General features: G+C 64.5%; 16 protein-coding genes and 1 tRNA gene. 3 read left to right on the forward strand and 14 right to left on the reverse strand.

Annotation, left to right across the window (positions count from 1 at the left end; all coding sequences use genetic code 11):
- Positions 1-79: 79 nt before the first annotated feature.
- Together ACP151_RS08890 and ACP151_RS08895 are read right to left on the reverse strand one after the other, a co-directional pair.
- Positions 80-1174: a ParB/RepB/Spo0J family partition protein gene (locus ACP151_RS08890; protein WP_424978531.1), complete on the reverse strand. Its 1095-nt coding sequence runs from the start codon at positions 1172-1174 to the stop codon at positions 80-82.
- Positions 1152-2576 carry an AAA family ATPase gene (locus ACP151_RS08895; protein WP_424978532.1) on the reverse strand — a complete coding sequence of 475 codons (1425 nt, stop codon included), beginning with the start codon at positions 2574-2576 and terminating at the stop codon, positions 1152-1154. Before ACP151_RS08895 ends, ACP151_RS08890 begins: the two co-directional genes overlap by 23 nt.
- Before the next feature lie 589 nt (positions 2577-3165).
- Between ACP151_RS08895 and ACP151_RS08900 the strand changes: the two genes are divergently transcribed.
- Positions 3166-4449 (forward strand): replication initiation protein, encoded by a 1284-nt coding sequence (locus ACP151_RS08900; RefSeq protein WP_424978533.1) that lies wholly within the window; start codon positions 3166-3168, stop codon positions 4447-4449.
- 49 nt (positions 4450-4498) lie between these two features.
- Here ACP151_RS08900 and ACP151_RS08905 read toward each other — a convergent pair whose 3' ends face one another.
- A complete protein-coding gene (locus ACP151_RS08905) occupies positions 4499-5902 on the reverse strand; it encodes a PLP-dependent aminotransferase family protein (RefSeq protein WP_424978534.1) in 1404 nt (467 codons plus the stop codon).
- Positions 5903-6049: 147 nt separating this feature from the next.
- Between ACP151_RS08905 and ACP151_RS08910 the strand changes: the two genes are divergently transcribed.
- Together ACP151_RS08910 and ACP151_RS08915 are read left to right on the forward strand one after the other, a co-directional pair.
- Complete coding sequence (locus tag ACP151_RS08910; protein ID WP_424978535.1) at positions 6050-6778, forward strand: GNAT family N-acetyltransferase; 729 nt, start codon at positions 6050-6052, stop codon at positions 6776-6778.
- A 165-nt stretch (positions 6779-6943) separates the two neighbouring features.
- On the forward strand, positions 6944-7168 hold the full coding sequence (locus tag ACP151_RS08915; RefSeq protein ID WP_424978536.1) for a hypothetical protein: 225 nt from the start codon (positions 6944-6946) through the stop codon (positions 7166-7168).
- 60 nt (positions 7169-7228) lie between these two features.
- Here ACP151_RS08915 and ACP151_RS08920 read toward each other — a convergent pair whose 3' ends face one another.
- The 11 genes from ACP151_RS08920 to ACP151_RS08970 all read right to left on the reverse strand — a co-directional run bounded on the left by ACP151_RS08920 (position 7229) and on the right by ACP151_RS08970 (position 19545).
- Positions 7229-9277 (reverse strand): molybdopterin-dependent oxidoreductase, encoded by a 2049-nt coding sequence (locus ACP151_RS08920; protein ID WP_424978537.1) that lies wholly within the window; start codon positions 9275-9277, stop codon positions 7229-7231.
- A gap of 250 nt (positions 9278-9527) precedes the next feature.
- Positions 9528-9604, reverse strand: a tRNA-Arg gene (locus ACP151_RS08925).
- Between the two features lie 35 nt (positions 9605-9639).
- Positions 9640-10122 carry a GNAT family N-acetyltransferase gene (locus ACP151_RS08930; RefSeq protein ID WP_424978538.1) on the reverse strand — a complete coding sequence of 161 codons (483 nt, stop codon included), beginning with the start codon at positions 10120-10122 and terminating at the stop codon, positions 9640-9642.
- 130 nt (positions 10123-10252) lie between these two features.
- Positions 10253-11113, reverse strand: coding sequence for a hypothetical protein (locus tag ACP151_RS08935; RefSeq protein WP_424978539.1), 861 nt, complete (start codon positions 11111-11113; stop codon positions 10253-10255).
- Positions 11106-11492 carry a hypothetical protein gene (locus ACP151_RS08940; RefSeq protein WP_424978540.1) on the reverse strand — a complete coding sequence of 129 codons (387 nt, stop codon included), beginning with the start codon at positions 11490-11492 and terminating at the stop codon, positions 11106-11108. The genes ACP151_RS08935 and ACP151_RS08940 overlap by 8 nt, the downstream gene beginning before the upstream one ends.
- Before the next feature lie 60 nt (positions 11493-11552).
- Complete coding sequence (locus ACP151_RS08945) at positions 11553-12542, reverse strand: dynamin family protein (protein WP_424978541.1); 990 nt, start codon at positions 12540-12542, stop codon at positions 11553-11555.
- Entirely contained in the window at positions 12539-14593 is a 2055-nt protein-coding gene (locus ACP151_RS08950; RefSeq protein WP_424978542.1) for a dynamin family protein, read from the reverse strand. The genes ACP151_RS08945 and ACP151_RS08950 overlap by 4 nt, the downstream gene beginning before the upstream one ends.
- 90 nt (positions 14594-14683) lie before the next feature.
- A complete protein-coding gene (locus tag ACP151_RS08955; protein WP_424978543.1) occupies positions 14684-15904 on the reverse strand; it encodes a hypothetical protein in 1221 nt (406 codons plus the stop codon).
- Entirely contained in the window at positions 15901-16920 is a 1020-nt protein-coding gene (locus ACP151_RS08960) for a PP2C family protein-serine/threonine phosphatase (RefSeq protein WP_424978544.1), read from the reverse strand. Before ACP151_RS08960 ends, ACP151_RS08955 begins: the two co-directional genes overlap by 4 nt.
- On the reverse strand, positions 16904-18199 hold the full coding sequence (locus ACP151_RS08965; protein WP_424978545.1) for an FHA domain-containing protein: 1296 nt from the start codon (positions 18197-18199) through the stop codon (positions 16904-16906). The genes ACP151_RS08960 and ACP151_RS08965 overlap by 17 nt, the downstream gene beginning before the upstream one ends.
- An 11-nt stretch (positions 18200-18210) precedes the next feature.
- Positions 18211-19545: a serine/threonine protein kinase gene (locus tag ACP151_RS08970; protein ID WP_424978546.1), complete on the reverse strand. Its 1335-nt coding sequence runs from the start codon at positions 19543-19545 to the stop codon at positions 18211-18213.
- Positions 19546-20062: the final 517 nt, after the last annotated feature.

The following is a 20062-nucleotide window of genomic DNA, read 5'->3' on the forward strand; positions in this document are numbered from 1 at the left end:
TAGAGGTTCAGCCACAAAAAACCCCGGCGTTTTCAGCCGGGGTTTCGCTGCGAAACTTCTGGAACAGCTCCCTGCCCCGTCAGCCTTGTTCCAGCAAGTGGCGAACGTTATCCATCACCGCATCAACCAGATCCGCAGTGACATTGTTGCCGTGGAAGCGGATCGCATAGCCGTTCGGGCCATGCTCCCGTTCGATGGACATACCATTGGCCAGCCGGGTGCGGCGGCTGCGCTCAACCTTTTGCGCGACCTTGGGGCGGCCACCGCGGGTGGGATCCTTCTGCTCATCTTCGGACTGTTCCACGAATTGCAGCAAAGCATCCCATTCCTCTGCCGCTGAGCGCGCACCGGCCGCTTCGAGCGCGGCGCGCATCACCTCTGCGGTGCCGGTACGCAGTGCCGCGGCCAGACGCAGGCACTGGCGTTCATTGAGGCCGGTGGCATAGGCCAGCATATCGCCCAGCTCTTCGTGGATCAGCGCGAAGGAGCGGATCTTGGAACGCTTGGCCTTGGACGCATGCTGAAACAGCACCGCCACCGCTTCGTCGACAGTCTGGAAGACGCCGTCATGCACCGCAGAAGCCGCCGCCCGGCCCCGTTCATACTGGCTGAGCCCGGAGCGGATCTCGTTCTCTTCGATCATCGACACCAGCGCATTGGCGAGGCTGCCGGGCTCGCGGATGAAGGCGGGGATGGTCTGGAACCGTTTGCCACCGCTGAGCGCGTTCAGGCGACGCACGGCGTTGAGGCGGCGATAGCCGGAGACCAGCGCGTATTTGCCGGCGTCTTCGGGGTTCAGCGGCTCGAACACCTCAATCGGCAGACGCAGACCGTTGGTAGAGATCGAAGCCATCAGCTCTTGCATCTCGTCCTCGTCCAGCACGATGCGGTCGCGGTTGAGGGCATCGGCGGTGATGTCTTCCAGCGGCAGTTCCACCGCCACCAGGCCCTTATCCTGCGCCGCCCGCAGGCGTTCGGCGTCAGCCTTGTCTCGGGCCGCTGTCTCGCGGTCGGCCTGGGGCAGGGGGCTGGCGTGGCGGGCGGCATCAGCCACCACATCGGCAATCGGCGGGCGCAGGCCCGCAGGCCCACGCGACAGGTCACGGTCAATGCCTGCTTCGATTTCCTTCAGTGCCTCGGGGGAGGGGGTCTCAAGCTGTCTGCGGCGTGCCATCTTCCTGTTCCTCTTCGTTGCTCTGTTCTGCCTGCTCCATCTGCTGATCGCGCCACCAGCTGCCGATCAGAAGCTCCTTGAATTCCGCATAGGTGCGGTCGAACACCTCGCGGCCGCGCACATAGGTCTCGCGGTTGAAGTTGCGGTAGTCGGCCTCGTAGATGCCGGACACGCTTTCCCCGGCCTGGCCGACCATGGCAGTGTAGTCCTGCCGGTAGGCGTTCATCATGTCGCCGAAATAAGCCTGGATCACATTGGCCAGATCGGTCTGCTGGCTGGCGTCGAAGCGGGTGATCAGGGCGCGGACCACGTCCCATTCGAACTTCATCTCTGGCAGGCCCGCGCGGCGGCGGCCGGCGTTCTCGCCGTCTTCGATGGAGGCGAAAGTGGAATAGAGCATGTCAAAGAACCGGCCCGTCGAGTCGAACTCCAGAAAAGAGGCGCCCAGCGGCACCATCAGGATGTCGGCAGCGGCCAGCGCGTTGATGGTCAGGTAGCCAAGCGCCGGGGGGGTATCCAGAAGGACGATGTCATAGTCATCCAGCGCGCCGCCTGCTTCCAGCGCATTGGTGAGCGCATCCCACAGTGCCCAGTTGCGCAGGCCCATGCGCCAGACTGGGATCTGGAATTCAGCCCAGTAGAGGTTCAGCTGGGCGCCGATCAGATCGATGTTGGGCCAGTGGGTTTTCTGGACCAGGTTTCGCAGCGAAACCTCCCGTGCCTCGGTCAGGGTTTCGTCGAGCGGGACCGGGTCGAGGCCGGATGCCGCGCGGACCTTGTTTTCGGCTTCCACCGCCTCGGCGTAATCGCGGGCAAGGAGGGGAAAGACGGTCTGCCATTCATCGGCCACCTGACCGCCCATGATCGAGGTCATCGACCCCTGGCTGTCAAGATCGACCACCAGCACCTTGTAGCCGTCAAGCGCGGCGGACATCGCCAGATGCGCGGCGGTGGAGGTCTTGCCAACACCGCCTTTGAAGTTGGCCACGGCGACGATCTTGGCTGGCAGGCCTTCGGGGCGGTAGGGGCGGTATTCCTTGGTGCTGATGCCTTCTTCTGCGAAATGATCCCGCAGCTGCAGCACCTCCTCTAGGGTGAACCATTTCGAGCCGCTTGCGCCTTCGCCCTGGGGCAGGTCGGGGTTCTTGTTCAGCACCCGGCGCAGATGGGCCGCCGCGACCGGGATCAGGTAGCGGCAGATTTCCCAGGTGGAGAATTTGCGCAGCCGCTTGCGCCCGTCGGGGGCGTAGCCGCGTTTGGCCAGATCGTCCCGGCCACGGCCGGCGAAAGCGGCGGCCTTGGCGAATTTGGCGGTGTCGACAGGATCGCCAAGCTTGGCAGCTGCCGCGGCCGGATCAAGGTTGAAATAAGGGGGCAGGGGAGTGTCGGGTTTCTTTGCCATGTGACGGGTGCCTCGGGTAAATCGCCTGTTTGGCGTGTTATCCCGGTTTTTGTCGCACATTCTGGGCAGAGTGTGAATCATAATCTGGCAGCGCATCTGTTTGGCGCAACCGTCCGGAAACTGCGCAGAATATGACCCTGATCCCCAAAAAGAAGTATGGCACAAACAAGTTGAAATGTTGTGAATCTTTGATTCAGTTTAGAGTCTTTAGGACCAGTAAGTTATTAGTTTTCAGACTGTTAGATATGTTTGAGTGCCTGAATACAGTATCAGTGGCACCCGTTTGCAGGACCATGGGTACCCGTCTGCAGGAGCAAGGGGTCCGATTCGCAGGAGCAGGGGTACCCGCGACTCAGGGAGGCTGAAACAGGCGGTTTCGGACCCCAGAATAGCCGAAAAAGCGGGGATTTCAGCGGCAAATGCTGTCTGAAACCTGCGGACAGGCCGAAAGGTACCTGTTTGCGGGACGGGGTTCTCCTGTATTTGGGTGCCCATAGCGGGATTGAGGGCGGGTGCCTTTTGCGCCATAGTGACCGTGAGCAGACCCGGCAGAGTCGCAACGGCCAAAGCGGGGCAGGAGGGCAGGGCGATGGACGCTGAAAACATCCCGCACAAAAAACTGTCCGGCCCGTTGCGCCGCGGGTCGGTGAAGAAGAATGTGGCCGCGATCCATGTCTCTGGCAAGTTGACGCTGTTGCAGCGCAAGCTGTCGAATGTGCTGCTGCTCAATGCCTATGACGCGCTGGTCAGCAAACCCAAGCATCAGATCGACGCGCAGACGCTGTGCATGATGGTGGGCTACAATTCCAACGACATGGAAACGCTGAAACAGTCGCTGCGCTCGCTGGCAGAGACGGTGGCGGAATGGGACATGCTGGATGAACAGGGGCGGCAGGAATGGGGCGTAAGCTCTTTGCTGTCTTACGCCAAGCTGGCGGGCGGCATCTGCGAATATGCCTATAGCCCGGCGCTGGCGGAAAAGCTGCATGACCCCAAGGTTTTTGCCCTGATCAACCTGAACATCCAGCGGCGGTTCACCAGCGGCCACGCGCTGGCGCTGTACGAGAACTGCTATCGCTTTGTGCGGACGGGATCGACCGGGTGGTGGGACATTGCCCTGTTCCGCCGCCTGATGGGGGTGGATGGCAGCGCCTATTACGAGAGCTTCAAGCATCTGAACGCCAAGATCATCAAGCCTGCGGTGGCGGAGGTGAACAAGACCTCCAACATCCTCTTGACGCCGGAGTTCAAGAAGATGGGGCGGCAGGTGGCGGAGGTGCGGTTCCTGATCAAGGAGAACCCGCAGCTGGCAATGCTGGACATCGATGACGGGGCAGGGGTGCGGCAGGGTGCGGTCTATTCCCAGCTGATGGACCTGGGGGTCAGCGACCGGCTGGCGCGGCAGTGGATTGCCGAACATGGCGAGGACTATGTGGCGGAGAAGGTCGGCTATCTGAAAAGCAAGAAGGGCGTGGAAAGCCCGGTGCGGTATCTGAGCGCGGCGCTGCGCGATGATTACAAGGATGCGCCGGCCGAGGCCGCCAGGGAGGTTCCACCGGAGGTGCTGGCAGCGGCCGAAGCGCGCAAGGCCGCCGAGGCGGCAGCGGCGCGGGTCGCAGCCGCCGAGGATGCGGTCAAGGCGCGAGAGCGGTCCCTGCGTGCACAGAAGCTGGAGCGGATCCGGGAGCTGGCAGCGGAGCGGTCGCCGACCCAGCGGGATGCGGACAAACGGCTGTTCCTGAACCGTCTGGAAGACGAGATCGACCGCGAGGAATTCCGCAACCGCGGCTGGGCCGCGGCGCTGCTGGCTGCTGAGATGGCCGCGTTCTGGGAGGAGCTGATACCGGGCGCGTTTGAGGACATGGCAGGGTAGGGGGCGATGAAACCGAAGGTGGCAAACCCCGAATGATGACCCCGGACCCTCAGGCCTGATCGAAACAGGACCTGAGTACGGCAAGGCCAGCTGCCATTTCCTCTTGCTGATAGCCGCAGAATCCCAGGACCAGACCGTTACAGGCGCATTTGTCCGATGCCATTTCCGAAAGTGCCTGAACCTCCACGGATTTCTCTGCGGCGCGTTGTGCGATCACCGTGTCGGTCCAGCGATCGTTCAGATGCAGAACGATTTGCATGCCTGCCTGATGGTCCTGGAAAGTCCCGACATCTGAAAAATCGGCAGTCAGCCTGTCGATCAGATACTTGCGGCGCTCTGCGTAAATCCGGCGTACCCGCCTGAGGTGCCGGTAGAATTCACCGGAGACCATGAATTCTGACAGGGCCTGCTGGGGCAGATAGCTGGCCTTGATCCCAAAGCGCATGAGTGTTGTGCGGAATGGCTCCAGCAGAGTTTCGGGAAGGATCACATATCCCAGACGGAGAGAGTTCGAGAAGATCTTGGAAAAGCTGCCGATGTAGATCGTGCGGTTCAGCCGGTCAAACCCTGCCATTGCCGGGATGGGGCGGCCGGCATAGCGGAATTCGCTGTCATAGTCGTCTTCGACGATCCAGGTGCCGTTTGCCTTGGCCCAGCGGATGAACTCCAGGCGCCGGCCCGGGGACATTGCGCCGCCCAGCGGATATTGCTGGGAGGGTGTCAGCATGACAAGCTGCGGCTTGGTGCCGTCGGGCGGAAGCCTGGCGCCGTTGCCGTCGATTTCCAGACGGATCTGAGACAGCCCATGTGCCTGTGCAAACGACCGGGCGGGCATGTAGCCGGGGTCTTCGAGCCCGATTGTGTCCCCTTTGGCGGTCAAGGCGCGCATGCAGATTTCCAGCGCATCCGTAGAGCCCGCGGTGATGGCGATCTGATGGGCCGAAGCCTGGATGCCGCGCCATTCCGCGACATGCGCGGCAATGGCCTGACGGAGTTTGTAGTTTCCAAACAGCGCGCCGCTGACCAGCATCGACTGCGGGTTTGTTCTGCAGACCCGTGAGACCGCCTTTGCCCATTGCCGGTGGGGGAAAAGCCGCATGTCCGGCTGGCTGGCCTCAAATGGCACCGGTTTGCGGGGCTGTTCCCCTTCCTGCTCTGGCCCTGGCGGGGTCCTATGCGCAGGCAGCTCCACCTGGCCGGTGGCGCAGATTGTATAGCCGGACCCTGTCAGGCTGGACAAATACCCCTCGGCGACCAGCTGTTCATAGGCTGTGACCACGGTTGAACGCGATACTCCGAGTTCCACGGCAAAGGCGCGGGTCGGGGGCAGCCGGGTGCCTTCGGTCAGTTCGCCTGAAATCGTGCGATCTCGGACCGCTGCACAGATCTGTTCGAACACCGGCGTCTTCGCGGACCGGTCGATTGCAAAGGCGAGCCATGGGGTATGTCGCATATTGGTATGCCTTGTTTTTCAATTTTTGGACATTAATTGCTGACCAAAACTATGGCAATCCGGTTCGGGACGACCGCAGCGGCCGGACCCTTGGTCAGGTCCGCCGCCGCCGGATGCACTGACCCTTTCTGAAGGCAAGGAACAATGATGGAACGCATCAATGAATATGGCCAGCCGGTTGGCGCGTCTTTGGAGGGCTGGGGCGGGGCTGCTCATCCGGGTCACAAGGCGATGCTGGGAACCTATGCAAAACTGGTGCCGCTCGATCCGGTGACCCACACGCAAGACCTGTTCAGCGCTTACCGGGAAGACCCAAAAGCCGCGATATGGACCTATATGGCCAACGGTCCCTACAACACAGCAAGCGGCCTGCAGAACTGGATTTCGCAGGTTAGCGGGAGCGATGAGCAGCCGTTTTTTGCGGTTGTTGATCAGAACGACAACACGGCAAAGGGCGTTGCCAGCTTTCTGCGCATAGATCCCCTGCAAGGGGTGATGGAAATCGGCAGCATTACTTTTGCCCCCGGCCTGCAGCGCACCCGTGTGGCGACCGAAGCAATATTTCTGATGATGCAGCGAGCGCTGGGGGAGCTCGGCTATCGGCGTTTGGAATGGAAATGCGATGCTTTGAATGCACCGTCGCGGCGCGCCGCCGAACGATTTGGATTTACCTACGACGGCCTGTTCGAACAAGCGGTTATCTACAAGGGACGCAACCGCGATACGGCCTGGTATTCCTTGCTGGACAAGGACTGGGCGCCGGTCGAGCGCGGTTTTCTGGCCTGGCTTGCCAAAGAGAACTTTGACGGCGCAGGGCAGCAGTGCCAAAGATTGGCTGATTTCATCAATGCGGAACGGCAAGCGGCAGCTGGTTGAGAGACAGAGTGAAGTCCCGTTTGACAATGTTTGCGGCTTTCTAACTGGTGAGCGCGTGCGGTGTTATGCAATCTTGTCCGCTGCAGTCATGGCGGGGTTCGGCCTGTCGCCGGTCATGGCGTCGAAGATGGAAGCCCCCGCTCACCTGCCTGCCCGGTTCAGGCGATGCGCATCGGCAGCAACGCCTTGTCGATGCAATACCACGTCGAAGTTGAACCCGACACGGTTGATAACTGGGCGGCCATCCCGGCCTACCGGGAGGCGCTGATAGCCGCCATGGGGGAGACCGGTGTGGCTGACATGCGGGATGCTGCCGCGACGCAGATGGCTGGTTTTCTGGCGGCTGCTGAACAGCTTTACAGCAACTTCATGAAGGCAGCGGCGGCTTGACGGGCCTGCCGGGAGCCCCGCGCGTCGCGCAGGGCCTGGTCAGGGGGCTCCTTGCCTCTGTCAGCAGGGGCGCACATCCACAAATGTCTCGTGATAGCAGGCACCGTCTTCGATGTCGGTGCGGATGTCTGCGGGGATCAGTGCATTCACCGTCAGGCCGGTCTCGGAGGTCGCCCGCCAGGTGCCCTTGGGGGAATAGAGCACACCTTCGCGGGTTGCATCGGTGATTTTCAGTTGCAGGGTCACTTCGGCCTGGCCATTCCAGACCACAACCTTGCTGCCATCGGCAAGCCGCCTGCTGGCAGCGTCGGCAGGATGCATTTCGACGACTTCCATCCCCTGGGAAGCCGCGTGGCTGCCAAAGGTCGCGTTGGTCCGCTTGTCAGAGCTGGGGGTGATCAGCGTGAACGGGTGTTTGCGGGCCACCGGTTCATACCTGGGCACGCCATAGCCGTAGCGGTCCTGGTAGTCCTGACAGAACAGCTCAATCTTGCCGGAGGGTGTGGCTGGCATCACGGTTTTGCACATGACAAGCGGTTCGCCATTCAGGGTATTCATTCCGATCGCCTGATCCACCGGGATTTCGCTGGGGCGCTGGCCGTTGAGCTGGGGATGGGTCTCGTCGACCGCATCATCCATCAGCTGTGTGTCACTGGCCTGGAACAGGGGATCTGTATAGCCAAAACGGGCCGCCAGCCGCCGGAAAATCTCCGTATTCGGCAGGCTTTCGCCGACACAGGGAATGACCGGTTCGGCACGCTGCAGGTAATTCTGGCCGTAGGCGCCAAAGATGTCATTATGTTCAAAGTGGCTGGCGGCGGGCAGGATCACGTCGCACAGTGCCATGCTGTCGTTCATTGCCACATCGCATCCGGCCAGAAACAGGTCCTCGCGCATCAGCGCCTTGATCAGGTTGGCCTGATCCGGATGTGTTGCAACCGGGTTATGGTTGTAAATCATTGCCGCCGTGATTGGCACGTCCAGGGTTTCGTCCTGCAGGACGTTGCCCAGGTCGACAATATTGATGACGCGGGTGCCCGGTTTCATCAGCTGTTCACCCTGCAGCCTGTCACGCCGTTTCGGCGCTGCCAAACCTGATTTGGCAATGACACCTGCGCCCATGCGCCCGTGATGGCCGGTCAGGGCGGGCAGCGCCATCGCTGCTCTGAGCCCGGAGCCACCGGACCGGCCGCGTTCGATCCCGTTGCCGCTGGAGCAGGACATATTCCGGGCCGCGGCAATCCAGTCTGCCAGCTGGTGAAACTGTGCGCTGCTGATCCCGCACAGCGACTCGACCGAGGCAACCGTGTATTCGCGGGCCTGTGTCATGTAGGGGTCAAAACCTTCAACCCATCCGGCAATGAAGTCCCGGTCCAGCGCATCGCGCCGCTCCAGTTCTGCGGCCAACCCCATGGCCAGGACAACATCGGTTCCGGGCTTGATCTGCACATGCATGTCGCATTGCTCTGCGATCTTGATGCGCTTGGGATCGATGACAACCAGCCTGCCGCCCTGTGCCCTGACCTTTTTGAGCAGGGGCGCAAGATGCAGGTTGGAGACGGTTACATTGTTGCCCCAGACCAGCACCAGGTCGGAATGGAGCACCTGTTCCGGCGGCATGCCCGGAGCCTCGCCGAAGAGGCTGGCATAGGCGCCGCCGCGGACCGCGCCGCACAGCGGCCCGCGGTCCAGCATGGTTGCCCCCATATTGTAAAAGAATCGCCGGTCCATGGACCCGCCTGCCAGTTCGCCATGCGGGCCTGCATAGTTGAAGGGCAGCACAGCCTCTGGGCCATGGGTGTCAATTGCACGGCTGAAGCCGGCATGCACGATATCCAGCGCCTCGTCCCAGCTGATCCTTTCAAACGTGCCGGAGCCGCGGGCGCCGACGCGCTTTAGCGGATGGGTGAGCCGGGCCTTGCCATGCACGAAGTCAGGGTAATAGCGCGCGACCTTGTTGCATATCACGCCGGCAGTGAAGGGATTGGCCTGCGAGCCTTTCACGTCAATCAGCGTTCCGTTCTGAACCTGCACAGTCAGGCTGCAGGTGTCGGGGCAGTCCAATGGGCAAACGCTTGGCAGGGTTTCAATCGGGCTTTGGGTGTTCATGGCGGGTCTCGTGCAATCAATTTTACGGGCAGGATACCGGCCGGCTGGAGAGGTGCGAAGTTCCAAAAAGGGAGAATTTCACCCTACCAATTTCAAAGCAGCAACGCCGCAGCGGCATTGTCTGTCGCAGGATGGGCGGCGGGGATGTCGGGCTGCAGGCCTGACAGCTTGGGGTTTGGATCTCTGCCGGTCCCGCGATCGGAACGCAGTTCCATTGTGGCGCAGGGCCAACTGGTTTTAACGGCGAAAATGGCGATCCCTGAAGGACTCGAACCCTCAACCTGCTGATTAGAAGTCAGCTGCTCTATCCAGTTGAGCTAAGGGACCGCTTGGCGCCAGTTATGACAGGCTGCTGCCGGGGGTCAAGCCGCAGCGCGCAGGTCCAGATGCATAAAGACCGACCAGGGATCTTCGGCGTAATCTGCAAACGGGGGGCAGGGGACAAAGCCGAAGCTTTCATAGAGCCGGCGGGAGGGCAGAAAATCCTCGGTGGAGCCGGTCTCCAGATAGAGTGCGGTGGCCTGTTCCCTGTGGGCCAGGTCCAGCAGAAAGGTCAGCATGGCGCGGCCGGCGCCGCTGCCACGGGCCTCAGAGAGCGTGTGCATCGATTTCAGCTCGCGGCTGCCATCGCCCAGATCCCTGAGCGCCCCCATGGCCAGCGCCTGCCCGTCCCGGTGCAGCAGAAAGAACTGCACCTCTGGGCCTTCCAGGCCGCTGGTGTCCATGGCGTGGCAGCTTTCCTCGGGCGATTGCGCCGCCATCTGCGCCAGGTGGCGGCGGATCAGCGCGGCGGCCTCCGGGCTGGAGGGGCGGGCAGCGGAAATCTTAAAGGCGGCGGAGGTCATTGTCGGGCTCCAATCAGGCTGGCTGCCCTAAGGTATTATCCGGTCTGTGGCAGATGGCAATCAGCCAGCCGCCCGGCGCAGTCCTGCGCGGCGGTGCCTGCCTGTTTTTTGGGCGCTGCCGCCGCATATGTCAGCCGTAGAGGCGGCTCCAGCTGGCGGCCAGGGCGCGGGCGGCCTCTGGTGGCAGGGCCATCAGCAGAAGGGCGCCGCAGTCAGTGGCGGCAAGGATTTGCAGCTGCGGTCCGGCGGGCAGCAGCAGGCATTCGGGCTTTGGTGTAGGCATCCGGGCCGAGGCCGGGCGGGCGGCCTTGGACATCAGCGCCTGGCGCACCGCGTCCAGTTGGCTGAGCAGCGCCTCTGGGCCGCTGGCCTGTGGCTGGTCTCCGCCGCTGGGACAATAAAGTGTGGCGCTGGCCCGTTTGCTGGCTCGTACGCTGGCCTGTGATGCGGCCAGTGCGGCGGCCTGTGCCCGGAACCGGTCCAGCCGGGTGCTGCCGGTGGCTGCGGTGAGGGCGGCGGCCAGTGTCTCGGCTGAGCAACTGCCTGCGTCCTGCGGTGCGGCGCAGGGGCGGCGGCGGAAGGTGATCGCCTGAGCCACCAACTGCCCGTCCGCCTGAGCCTCCAACCGGAGCAGGTGGCTGGCAAAAAGCTGCGCTGCTGCTGTTGGATCTTCGGCGGCCGCGGGTTCATCCCCTGCGCTGTTCAGGCTGAGGCCGGCCAGCCGACGCTGTGCGACAGTCAGGACGGCGGCCCGGCGGCCACCGATGCACAGGGTGATTTCACGGGGCAGAATGGTTTCGCTGATTTCACGCAGCACGGCGGCCTGGAAGCTGCCCGTGCCCGTGCCCTCGCCAGTGTCCGTGTCCGGATCAGTAGCCGTATCGGTACCTGTGCCAGGCGACGCTCCGGCGGGCTGGGCCAGACGGATCAGGGCCTGAAGCAGCGGACCGGGCAACGCGGCGCCGGAGGATTGGCGGGCTGGCTTAGCCATCATTGCCACCGTTCAGCTGTGCCAGCAGCTGCCGGGCCGGGGCTGCCAGGCGGGCGGCTGCCCCGGCATCGGCACAGACACAGAGCACTGCATCGCCGGAACCGCCGGCAGCGCGCAAGAACAGCCGGGCCTCGCCGGGCGCCAGTACCAGCACGTCCTGGGCTGCGGCTGCCGCAACACTGCCGTTGGCGCCCGCTGCGGCATCCAGAGCCAGAAAGCCCCGGCGGGCTTGCTGGCACAGATCGTCGAGGTATTCCTGGGGCCGGGCGGTTTCGCTGCTGCTGCGCAGCACGATGCTGGCGCCAAGGTCGCCAAAAGCGGCCAGGCGGCAGCCGGGATCCATTTGGCGCAATGCATCGAGTTGGCAGGCCAGAGTCATTGGCGGTTTCCGCAGCGGGGCGGCACATCAGTTGGTGCAGGGCTTGGCAGCATGGCGGTTTCAGTCTCCGGCAGAAGGGGTTTCGGGACGCCGGCTGCGCCGGGACGGCGCGGAGACCCGGCGCGGTACAACGTGCAGGCCGCTGGTGGCATCCGCTGGGGCAGCGGTTCCCCGGGGCTGCGGCTGGGCCTGAAACTGAGACTGAGACTGAGACTGAGCAGCGGCATCACGCAGGCCGCCAATATCAAGCACCTCGGCCCGCAGCATCTGGTCGGGCTGCAGCGCCGGTGTCGCGGCGGCGGGCTGCTGGTGCGGCCTGGGGCGGTGCGGCTCGGACCAGTTCAGCAGGAGGTCGACCAGATATTCGATAAAGCCGTCGGCACCGCTGTTTTTCCACGCGTCCATGTCCTCGCCCGCGGCCAGGGCCTGGCTCAGCGACAGCGGGAACACCGCGTTGAAGCCGTCGCCGGCTTCCTTGTGCACCCGGCGCAGCACCCGGTCGCGGTCGCGCGGGGTTCTGAGTTTGTCGAAATGGGTGACCAGCAGGGTGCTGGGGGCGTCGAGCCGGGCAGAGATTTCTTCCCATGCGGCGGCCTCCGACTGGCGCCAGGCCTGGGTGGCATGGGTGCACCAGATCACGCTGTCCACCTCGGGAAGCAGGTTCTGCCAGACGCTGGCTGGCATATTGGGGTCGGAGATCCCCGGCATATCGATCAGGTCGCAGAGCTCCAGCGGTTCGGCGGGCAGGGTCAGCCGGATCAGCGCGGTGGTTTCCAGCGGTGCTTCGGCCAGATCCGCCAGCGCCACCGGACTCTCGCTGCCGTCGGGTCCAACCAGGCAGGCGCCTTCGTCCCCGTGGGAGATCCAGACTGGCGGCAGGCGGGTGGCGGTGACCTTGGTGGGCAGCGGCTGGCGGCCGACAAGCAGATTGGTCAGAGTGCTTTTGCCGGCGCTGAATTCGCCCATCAGCGCCAGCCTTGGCTTGCGGGCAGCGGCGGCTTTGGATGCGGTGGCGGCAGGGGCGGGCTGCTGGGCAGCTTGTGGGGTCATTCCGTGAAACTCCTGAGTGTTTCCAAGGCTGTATTGGTTTCGGTCTGGCGCTGCCCGGCCTGATCCCCGGTAAACAGCGCCTGCATGTCGCCGCCGCCGCTGCTGCAGTCGGCAATCTCCAGCAGGATGTCGCGCTGATCGTCAAAGAAGCCTTGCAGCCGGGCCAGCACCGCCGCCTGGGCGTCCGCCGTTTGCACGGTCTTGAGCTGGGTCATGAAGTCCTGTGTTTCGCCGGCAATCAGCGTGCGGAACTGTTTGGCAAAGGCTTTGTAGCCACGGGTGCGGCGCCACCAGGATGCCCACCAGCTGTCATTGAAATCGAGCGCAATGGATTGAGCCAGCGCCACCGGAGAGGCGGGCTGCGGCACCTCGGGGACGGCCAGCTGGATGCCTTCAACCGCAGAGCCGAAACTGTCGTATAGCAGCTCTGCCACGTCCCGCACGGCGCCTTCGTAGCGCGTTTGCGCGGTGGTTTGCAGGCGGCTGGCCATGACAGAATAGGCGGAACGCAAAAGCATCCGCAGGCCGGCCGGGTCATACTCCCAATGGCAGTCCTCGCCCCATTTTTCCAGATGGTCGATCAGCGCGTGGGTGGCGCGGTCGGTGAATGTGGCATGGGCCCGGTCGGCGCGGTCGCGGAAGCCATCCAGCACCCGCCCGGCTTCGACTTCCAGCGCCTCGAGATGGGTCCGGCAGATGTCTTCAAACGCGGTGCGGATGTCGTGCATGTGGGCACCGCCGCCACCGCCGTCGCCCTGCACCATGACGGCGTTGGCGGCCTGCTGGCCGGTGGCCGCAGTGGTCGCGGTGGCGGCAATGCGCGCCAGCAGCGGATTTCCCAGATCGGTGACGATGCGTTCGCTGACGGCGCGATTGAGGGCCGGGAGGCCCGACAGTTCCCAAACCATGTTCTGTGGCGTCGCCTTGGCATGGGTGGCGTTGACCGAGGCTTCGGCCCAATTCAGCAGCGCGGCAGAGCTGGTGGCATCCATATCCTCCATCCCGCCGGTCAGCACCTTGTTTGCCCAATAGGCGCTGCCAAAGATGATCTCTGCCGTTTGCGGGCCGTGATGGGTGTCGAGCGTCTGCCGGATGCTGGCTTCGATCTCGGCGATCTGATTTGCCGGGTCGGCCAGCTCGTCGATGCGGTTGACGAAAATCACCACTTCGCGCGATTTGAGGTTGGAGATCATCCGGATCAGCCCCATGTCGACCGACGTCAGCGCCTGGCCCGCCGACAGCACCACCACGCAGATGCGGCTGTCGCGGATGGCCTGGATGGTGATCTGCTCGCGCATCATGAAGGTGTCGTTGACACCTGGTGTGTCGCGCAGGCACAGCCGGTGCGGCACTGACTGGCTATTGAGATACAGATCGGCGGCGCGGGTGATGTCGGCAAAGCGGCCCTGCTCGTCCAGTTCGCCCAACCCGTCGTCATCAAAATCATCGCCAAGGCAGATATAGCGTTCGATCAGGTTCTTGTCGAAATAGCCGTAGTCGTGTTTCTGCCCCATCAGCAATTCGAACTTGCGGCCCAGACGCTGGCGCGAGCGTTCGCGCATTTCTTCGATCTGGGTGCGGATTTTCTGCAGCTCGCTGCCCGCGCCGGCCCGGCCCGCCATCTCGCCGATACGGCCGCCCTTGGTGGTCAGCCGGTCCCATTCCTCTTCGGTCATGAACTGGAAACTGGCCTTGTTCTCGGTGCGGGTTCCGCCCGGCTCCAGATGCAGCGAGGTGACAACAGAGGTCCAGGGGTTCACGTCGGAGGGCAGCAGATCCGCCCAGCCGGCCATGGCGTTGATCAGCGAGGTTTTGCCGGATTTCACCTGCCCCAGCAGGGTGACGGAGGGTTCAAAGGCGGCCAGTTCCGCTTGTAGGCGGGTCAGGCTGCGCTGCACCCGTTCGCCAGAGACACCGTGCAGGGCGGCCAGCGCGCCGTCGAGCCTGCGGCCCCTGCGGGCAAAAGCCGCCAGCGGTTCCAGCCCGGCGCTGAGATTGGTGGGGCGGGCAGAGGCGCGGATGTCGGTGGCGCTCTCTATCTGGGTTTCCATGTGCATTGCGGAGCCTGTTTGATGTTTTGTTCTGGTGTTTTCTGCTGCCCGGCGGGCGGGTTCCAGCGGGGTATATGGGCAGTGCGGGGATTACTCTGGCGGGTCTTCCATCAGTTCCTTTTTCAGCTGGATCAGCAGTGTCACCGCGTCGACCGCCGCATTTTCATCTTGTTCCAGCTGGCACAGCATCAGCATTTCCTCGCCGTCCTGCACGGCGGTGCGGGCGGCTTCGGCTGCGGCACCGGCGGGCAGGGTGTCGAGTGACTGCGACAGGCTGCGGATCATCTCCATGCAGTTCGCCAGCACCGGGCCGGCCTGGGCGCCGCCTGCGGCTTCGGCCTCGGCCAGCATCGCCTGGGCGCCGGTTTGCAGCTGGTCGAGCGCGGCGGCGAGGCAGGCGGTTTGCGGTGCGGCGCGGGACACTGCCGGGGCCGATGCTGCCGGGCCCTGTGTTGTGACTGTTGCTGCCGGTGTGCTCTGCGGTGGCAGGGTGCCACCGAACTGGCGGATCAGCAGCTCTGCCTGATCGACGTCCGAGGCGCGGCCCAGCTGGACCTGACGTTGCACGTCTTCGGCCAGCTGCTTGCCGCCGCTGGACCGCCAGAGACCGTCCTGCGGGGTCTCTGCAGAGCGGGCGGTGAGCCCCTGGATTGCGGCGACCGGATAGACGCCGAGGAACTCTTCTGCGGCCACCGGCTGCAGGGCCTCGATCACAGCGGGCAGGGTGCCGCGCATCACCTGGCGGTCGGCCATGGTGAGAACAAGGAAACTGTGATCCTTTGTGCTGTCGGGCATCGCGGCCCAGAGCGCCTGCTCGGCACCGGAAAAATCCTGGCTGCACCACAGGAAGATGTCGGCGCTTGCGGCGGCCTGCTGCAGCATCTCGTGCTGCGCGGCCTGCGGGCCGGCCAGCGGCAGTTCGCGAAAGCTGTGCCAGCGCAGCCGCGGGTCGGGCAGGGTCTGGCGCACCCGGCGGGCGTCCTGCGGCAGCTCCTGCTGTGCCAGCAGCCCCGGCAGCTGCAGGCGCTGACCTGCGGCGGTTTCAATTTCAACCTGTTCCCGGGCGCCATGGCAGACATCGATCAGCAGGCCATTGCCGCTACGGCCGATCACCACCCGGCCCAAAAGCATGTCGATCAGGGCGGATTTACCGCTGCCTGGGCTGCCCGCGACCGCCACCCGCACCGGCTGGCGCAAGCGCTGCAAGAGCTGGCTGCCCCAGCCGCAGATCTCTGACGGCAGCTGGCCTGCGCTGAGCGTCTGTTCAAGCTGGCCTGCCAGCGGGCTTATGTCTCTCTGAGGAAGGCTCACGCGGATGCATCCGTCTTGCTGCGGCCAACCTCTGGCGCGGCGCGCCAGGAAGAGGTGGCCATGAAGGTGACAACCCGGCGGCCAGTCCGCTGGTGGGCGGCGGCGGGGGAGGGTTCAGGCGGCGGCGGGTCTGCAGCCTGAACCTGCGCTGTATCGGGCTGCTGCGGTGGTACGGCGGCATTTGCGGCAGCGGCTTCAGGCTGCACAGGCAGCGGTGCCTGCGGATCAAAGGGTTTGATCACGCAGAAGGCGGCGTTGTCCTGCTCTGGCGCATCCAGAACCTTCAGCCGCCGCATCAGCGCGGCCCCGATGCGGGCGCTGGAGCTGTGGCATTCGGCGTCCAGCACTTCGGCTATCTCTTCTTCTGTCAGGAACAGAAGCCCGTCGCTGGCAGCCAGCACGATATCGCCGTGCTGCAGCCGCACCGGCGCGCTTCGGCAGTCGATCTGCGGAATGTCGGCGCCGGTCAGCACCGAGGTGACGCAGTGTCGGTCCGGGTGGGTGGCGGCCTCGGTTGCGTCCATCCGGCCCCGGGCAACCAGCTTTTCCAGCTCTGCCGCCATGGAATGATCGGCATTGAGCCGGATCAGGGCGCCGTCGCGGAACAGGTAGAGCGGTGAATCCCCGACTGAAATCCAGTACAGCCGGTCACGAAACAGCACCGGCGCCAGCAGGGTCGCGCCCATGCCGCGGGCCTGCAGCTGCGGCTGATGGCTGGCGTATTCACCAAGGCAGGCGTTGGCGCCATCGGCGGCGCCATGCAGGATTTCGCCGATGGCGGGCTCCAGCTGTTCCGGATCGCCCGCGCGCAGCTTCAGCTCTGCGAATACTTCGGTCACCACGATCCTGGCTGCGACATCGCCGGCCGCATGGCCGCCCATACCGTCGGCCAGCACTGCAAAACCGGTGCCGGAGCCAGCCAGAAAGTCGGCGGCGACGGCATCCTCCTGACGCGCGCGGCGGCCCTGGCTGATGGCGGTCGCGGCGTCGTATTCAAGTTCAGCGGAGTGCAGCATGGGCGCTTTCATCCTGCTGCGGCTCGTCCCAGCCGAACCCGGCCCCGCACAGCGGCACGAAACGCAATGTGGTTTCGCCGATGCGGATCTCATCCCCGGCTGACAGCTCTTCGGTGCTGAGCACCGGGCGGCCATTGCGGCGCACCAGGTTGGCCTTGCCGCCATGGCCGATGTAAAACGCCTTTTGCTCTGGGTCATAGGCGATGGCTGCATGGTTGTCGCGCGAGATGCTGTTGTCGCCGAAGTCGATCCGCACGGTCTGGTCTTCGCCGCGGCCGATGACAGAGACGCCGTTGAACAGGGTGAAGGCAGCACCGCGGCCCGGGCCCTGCACCACCGCCAGCCAGCCAACCGGGAACTGGGTGTAGCCGGGGGCGGAACCTTCGGCGCTGCGCGAAAACGGGTCGCCGCCGGGCGCCTGCGCCGGGCTGAAGCCCAGCAGGCGGGTTTTCACCCGGCCGCCACGGCTGGCACCACGGCCCATCGAGGGTGCGGGCACGTCGATCGGTGCGGGGTCAGCCGTGGCGGCCTGCGCCGCTGCGGGTTGCGGCACCGGTTTCGGGGCTGCGGAAGGGGCCGGAGACGGGGCGGGCGCCTGTATCTGCGGGGCCTCGGGTGCAGGCTGTGCCTCTGCCAACGGCTGCGGAGCAGGTTCGGGTCGGGGATCAGGTTGGCGCACTGGCGGTGCCTTTGCGGGGGCGGGTTCCGGCTGCGCTGCGGTGGCGGGTTTGCGATGAAAGACCCGGTGGGTTTCAGAGGGAGTCGCATCCGGCTGCTGCCGCAGACGGCTGAAATCTGCGTCTTCGGCAAAGGGCTCCGCCGCGGCGTCTTCTGCGGCCTGGCGTTCGGGGCCTGAGACCTTTGGCGCAGCGTCCGGTGCCGCCGCCGTCGGCTCTAAAGCAGTCTCCTGCTCGCGGGCAAAGAAGGCGGCAATGGTGTCCTCTTCCGGGGCAGGGCGGTCCTGGCTGTCCAGAAAATCCTCTGGGCTGTCCTGGGGCGCGCTGCCGGGCGCGTCTTCCGACAGGTCCTCGTCCAGGAAATCCTCGGGCAGCGTATACTTTCCGGTGGCGGTTTCCGGGTCCGGGTCAAGCTGGAAACCCGGGTCCAGACTGAAGGGCGCAGCGGATTGTTCCGGTTCCGTCGCTGCCTGTGGCGCGGCAGCGAGGCTGTCGAACGGGTCGCGCTTTGGCGGCTGCACGGGGGTGGCGTCGGGCAGGACCGCTGCCTCCGTCCGCACCCGCTCCCGCTTTTCGCCGATGATATCCTTGATGAACTTCATTGCCGTTTCCTTCAGTTCTTAACGGTTGCCGGGGTGCCGTCCTGGAACCCGAAAATCCTGCGCAGGCGACCTGCGAATGAGGGTTTGTCCGCCGCGTCGAAACTGCCGCTTGCGGTGGCTTCGGGCTGGGCTGCGACCGGAGTGTTGCGGCTGCGCCGTGGCCTTGCGTCTTCTTCGGCCAGCCATGCCTCCAGATCGCTGATCGGCTCGCCGAACAGATTGACCATCCGGCGCGGTTTCTCGGGTGGCGGCGCCGGGGCCGTTTCCTGCCGGGAAAGGCGCGGCTGGCCGGGGGTGAGGCTGGAATTGGTGGCGGCCACCAGATCGGCGATTGTTGCATCCAGCGCGCCGCTGTCGGTGGGCGCGGGCTGAGCTTTGGGCGGCAGCGCGTGACCGGCTTCTGCCGCCGCAGGCACGGGGTCTTCGGCATCGCAGTCTGCCAGCATCACTGCCCATTCGCGCGTCGATTGGAAGCGTTCGGCCGGCAGCACCGACATTGCCTGATCGACGCTGGCCAGAAGCGCCGGGTCAGCCGCCCAGGGCCCGCCGAGCAGCGTCGGGCAGGGGTCCGGGTTGCCGGCCATCACGGCAGTCAGCCGCTGCTGGCTGCCGACCGGTGGCGCGCCGGTGATCAGGTAATAGAAGGTGGCGCCAAGCGCATAGATGTCGCAGGCCGGGCGCTGCGGCAGGTCGGGCTTGTACAGCTCATGCGCGGAGTAGCCGTCCTTGACGGCCAGCAGCGTCGGCAAGGCGGTGTCATCCTTGGGGGTGCTGCCAGCGGCGGCGCCAAAGTCGATCAGCGTCAGGCTGCCGTCCTGACCCAGCAGGAAATTGTCGGGCGAGATGTCGCGGTGCAGGATGCCCAGGCCGTGCAGGCAGCCAAGCGCCTCCAGCGCCTGGGACAGGATCTGCCGCAGCACCGGGGCGTCCAGCCGTTCCGGCTGCTCTTCGCGCACGGTCAGCAGGTCAAGCCCGTCGATGAACTCCATTGCGATATAGGCGGTCTGGTTTTCCTTGAAGACCTGATGCACGCCGACAATGCCGGGGTGTTCGGCGCGGGCCAGCAGATGCGCCTCGCGCAGAAAGGCGCGCAGCACATTGCGGCAGGATTTGGCGTGCTCCGGCGCCGCCGGTTCCACGTCGGCGCCATTGCGGCGGCACAGCCCTGCCGGATAACATTCCTTGATCACCACCCGCCGTTCCAGACTGTCGCGGGCCAGATAGGTGATGCCGAAGCCGCCGCTGATCAGCGGGCGCTCAATCTGGTACTGGCCCTGCAGCAGCTTGACGCCGCAGGGCAGTTCGCAGGCATGCGCCGGATCGGCGGAAGATAGATCGTGCGGCACGGCGTCAAGTCCTCCTGGCAGCGTCGTCCCGGCCAAAAGGGCAGGGGCAGAGCTTAACGCTGTCGGCGGAATGGGGAATGATCGCGGCCACAATCGGGCAATTGGGGCGGAACCGCCGCATTTTCGCCGCAATCCTTTCCAAAGGGTAGCAAACATTGGGCTATTCGGGCGCCGACGAGTTGCTTTGAAGTTAGTTAAACTGCCTGCCTATCGGCCTGCAGGAGGATGGGGTGCCGATCTGTCGGCGTTGACCGCGCGGACGCGGCCGGGAAAGAGCGTGGTGGCGGAGAAGCCACTCCTCATCAGCTAATCCCCGCCGGTGCACAGTCTGTGCCTGCCTGAGACTGATCCTGGGCGGCCTGCTGCCGGATGCGCTGGAGGATTATTGCCGCAGAAATAGCCCCAAGGCGCTGGCTTTCTGAGTGTCGTGTAACAAAAATATTGACTCGCAGGACCCGTCTTTACCAAGCTGTCACTGGGTGCCCGGATTGGGCCGGAGCCAGCGGTTCCGGTGCAG

It is taken from the genome of Leisingera sp. S232, assembly GCF_049800895.1.
Classification (GTDB): Bacteria; Pseudomonadota; Alphaproteobacteria; order Rhodobacterales; family Rhodobacteraceae; genus Leisingera.

What these genes read in the sequence shown, in the direction of transcription:
- ACP151_RS08890 (WP_424978531.1), bottom strand. Translation starts at nt 1,174, where the DNA reads ATGGCACGCCGCAGACAGCTTGAGACCCCCTCCCCCGAGGCACTGAAG.
- ACP151_RS08895 (WP_424978532.1), bottom strand. Translation starts at nt 2,576, where the DNA reads ATGGCAAAGAAACCCGACACTCCCCTGCCCCCTTATTTCAACCTTGAT.
- ACP151_RS08900 (WP_424978533.1), top strand. Translation starts at nt 3,166, where the DNA reads ATGGACGCTGAAAACATCCCGCACAAAAAACTGTCCGGCCCGTTGCGC.
- ACP151_RS08905 (WP_424978534.1), bottom strand. Translation starts at nt 5,902, where the DNA reads ATGCGACATACCCCATGGCTCGCCTTTGCAATCGACCGGTCCGCGAAG.
- ACP151_RS08910 (WP_424978535.1), top strand. Translation starts at nt 6,050, where the DNA reads ATGGAACGCATCAATGAATATGGCCAGCCGGTTGGCGCGTCTTTGGAG.
- ACP151_RS08915 (WP_424978536.1), top strand. Translation starts at nt 6,944, where the DNA reads ATGCGCATCGGCAGCAACGCCTTGTCGATGCAATACCACGTCGAAGTT.
- ACP151_RS08920 (WP_424978537.1), bottom strand. Translation starts at nt 9,277, where the DNA reads ATGAACACCCAAAGCCCGATTGAAACCCTGCCAAGCGTTTGCCCATTG.
- ACP151_RS08930 (WP_424978538.1), bottom strand. Translation starts at nt 10,122, where the DNA reads ATGACCTCCGCCGCCTTTAAGATTTCCGCTGCCCGCCCCTCCAGCCCG.
- ACP151_RS08935 (WP_424978539.1), bottom strand. Translation starts at nt 11,113, where the DNA reads ATGGCTAAGCCAGCCCGCCAATCCTCCGGCGCCGCGTTGCCCGGTCCG.
- ACP151_RS08940 (WP_424978540.1), bottom strand. Translation starts at nt 11,492, where the DNA reads ATGACTCTGGCCTGCCAACTCGATGCATTGCGCCAAATGGATCCCGGC.
- ACP151_RS08945 (WP_424978541.1), bottom strand. Translation starts at nt 12,542, where the DNA reads ATGACCCCACAAGCTGCCCAGCAGCCCGCCCCTGCCGCCACCGCATCC.
- ACP151_RS08950 (WP_424978542.1), bottom strand. Translation starts at nt 14,593, where the DNA reads ATGGAAACCCAGATAGAGAGCGCCACCGACATCCGCGCCTCTGCCCGC.
- ACP151_RS08960 (WP_424978544.1), bottom strand. Translation starts at nt 16,920, where the DNA reads ATGCTGCACTCCGCTGAACTTGAATACGACGCCGCGACCGCCATCAGC.
- ACP151_RS08965 (WP_424978545.1), bottom strand. Translation starts at nt 18,199, where the DNA reads ATGAAGTTCATCAAGGATATCATCGGCGAAAAGCGGGAGCGGGTGCGG.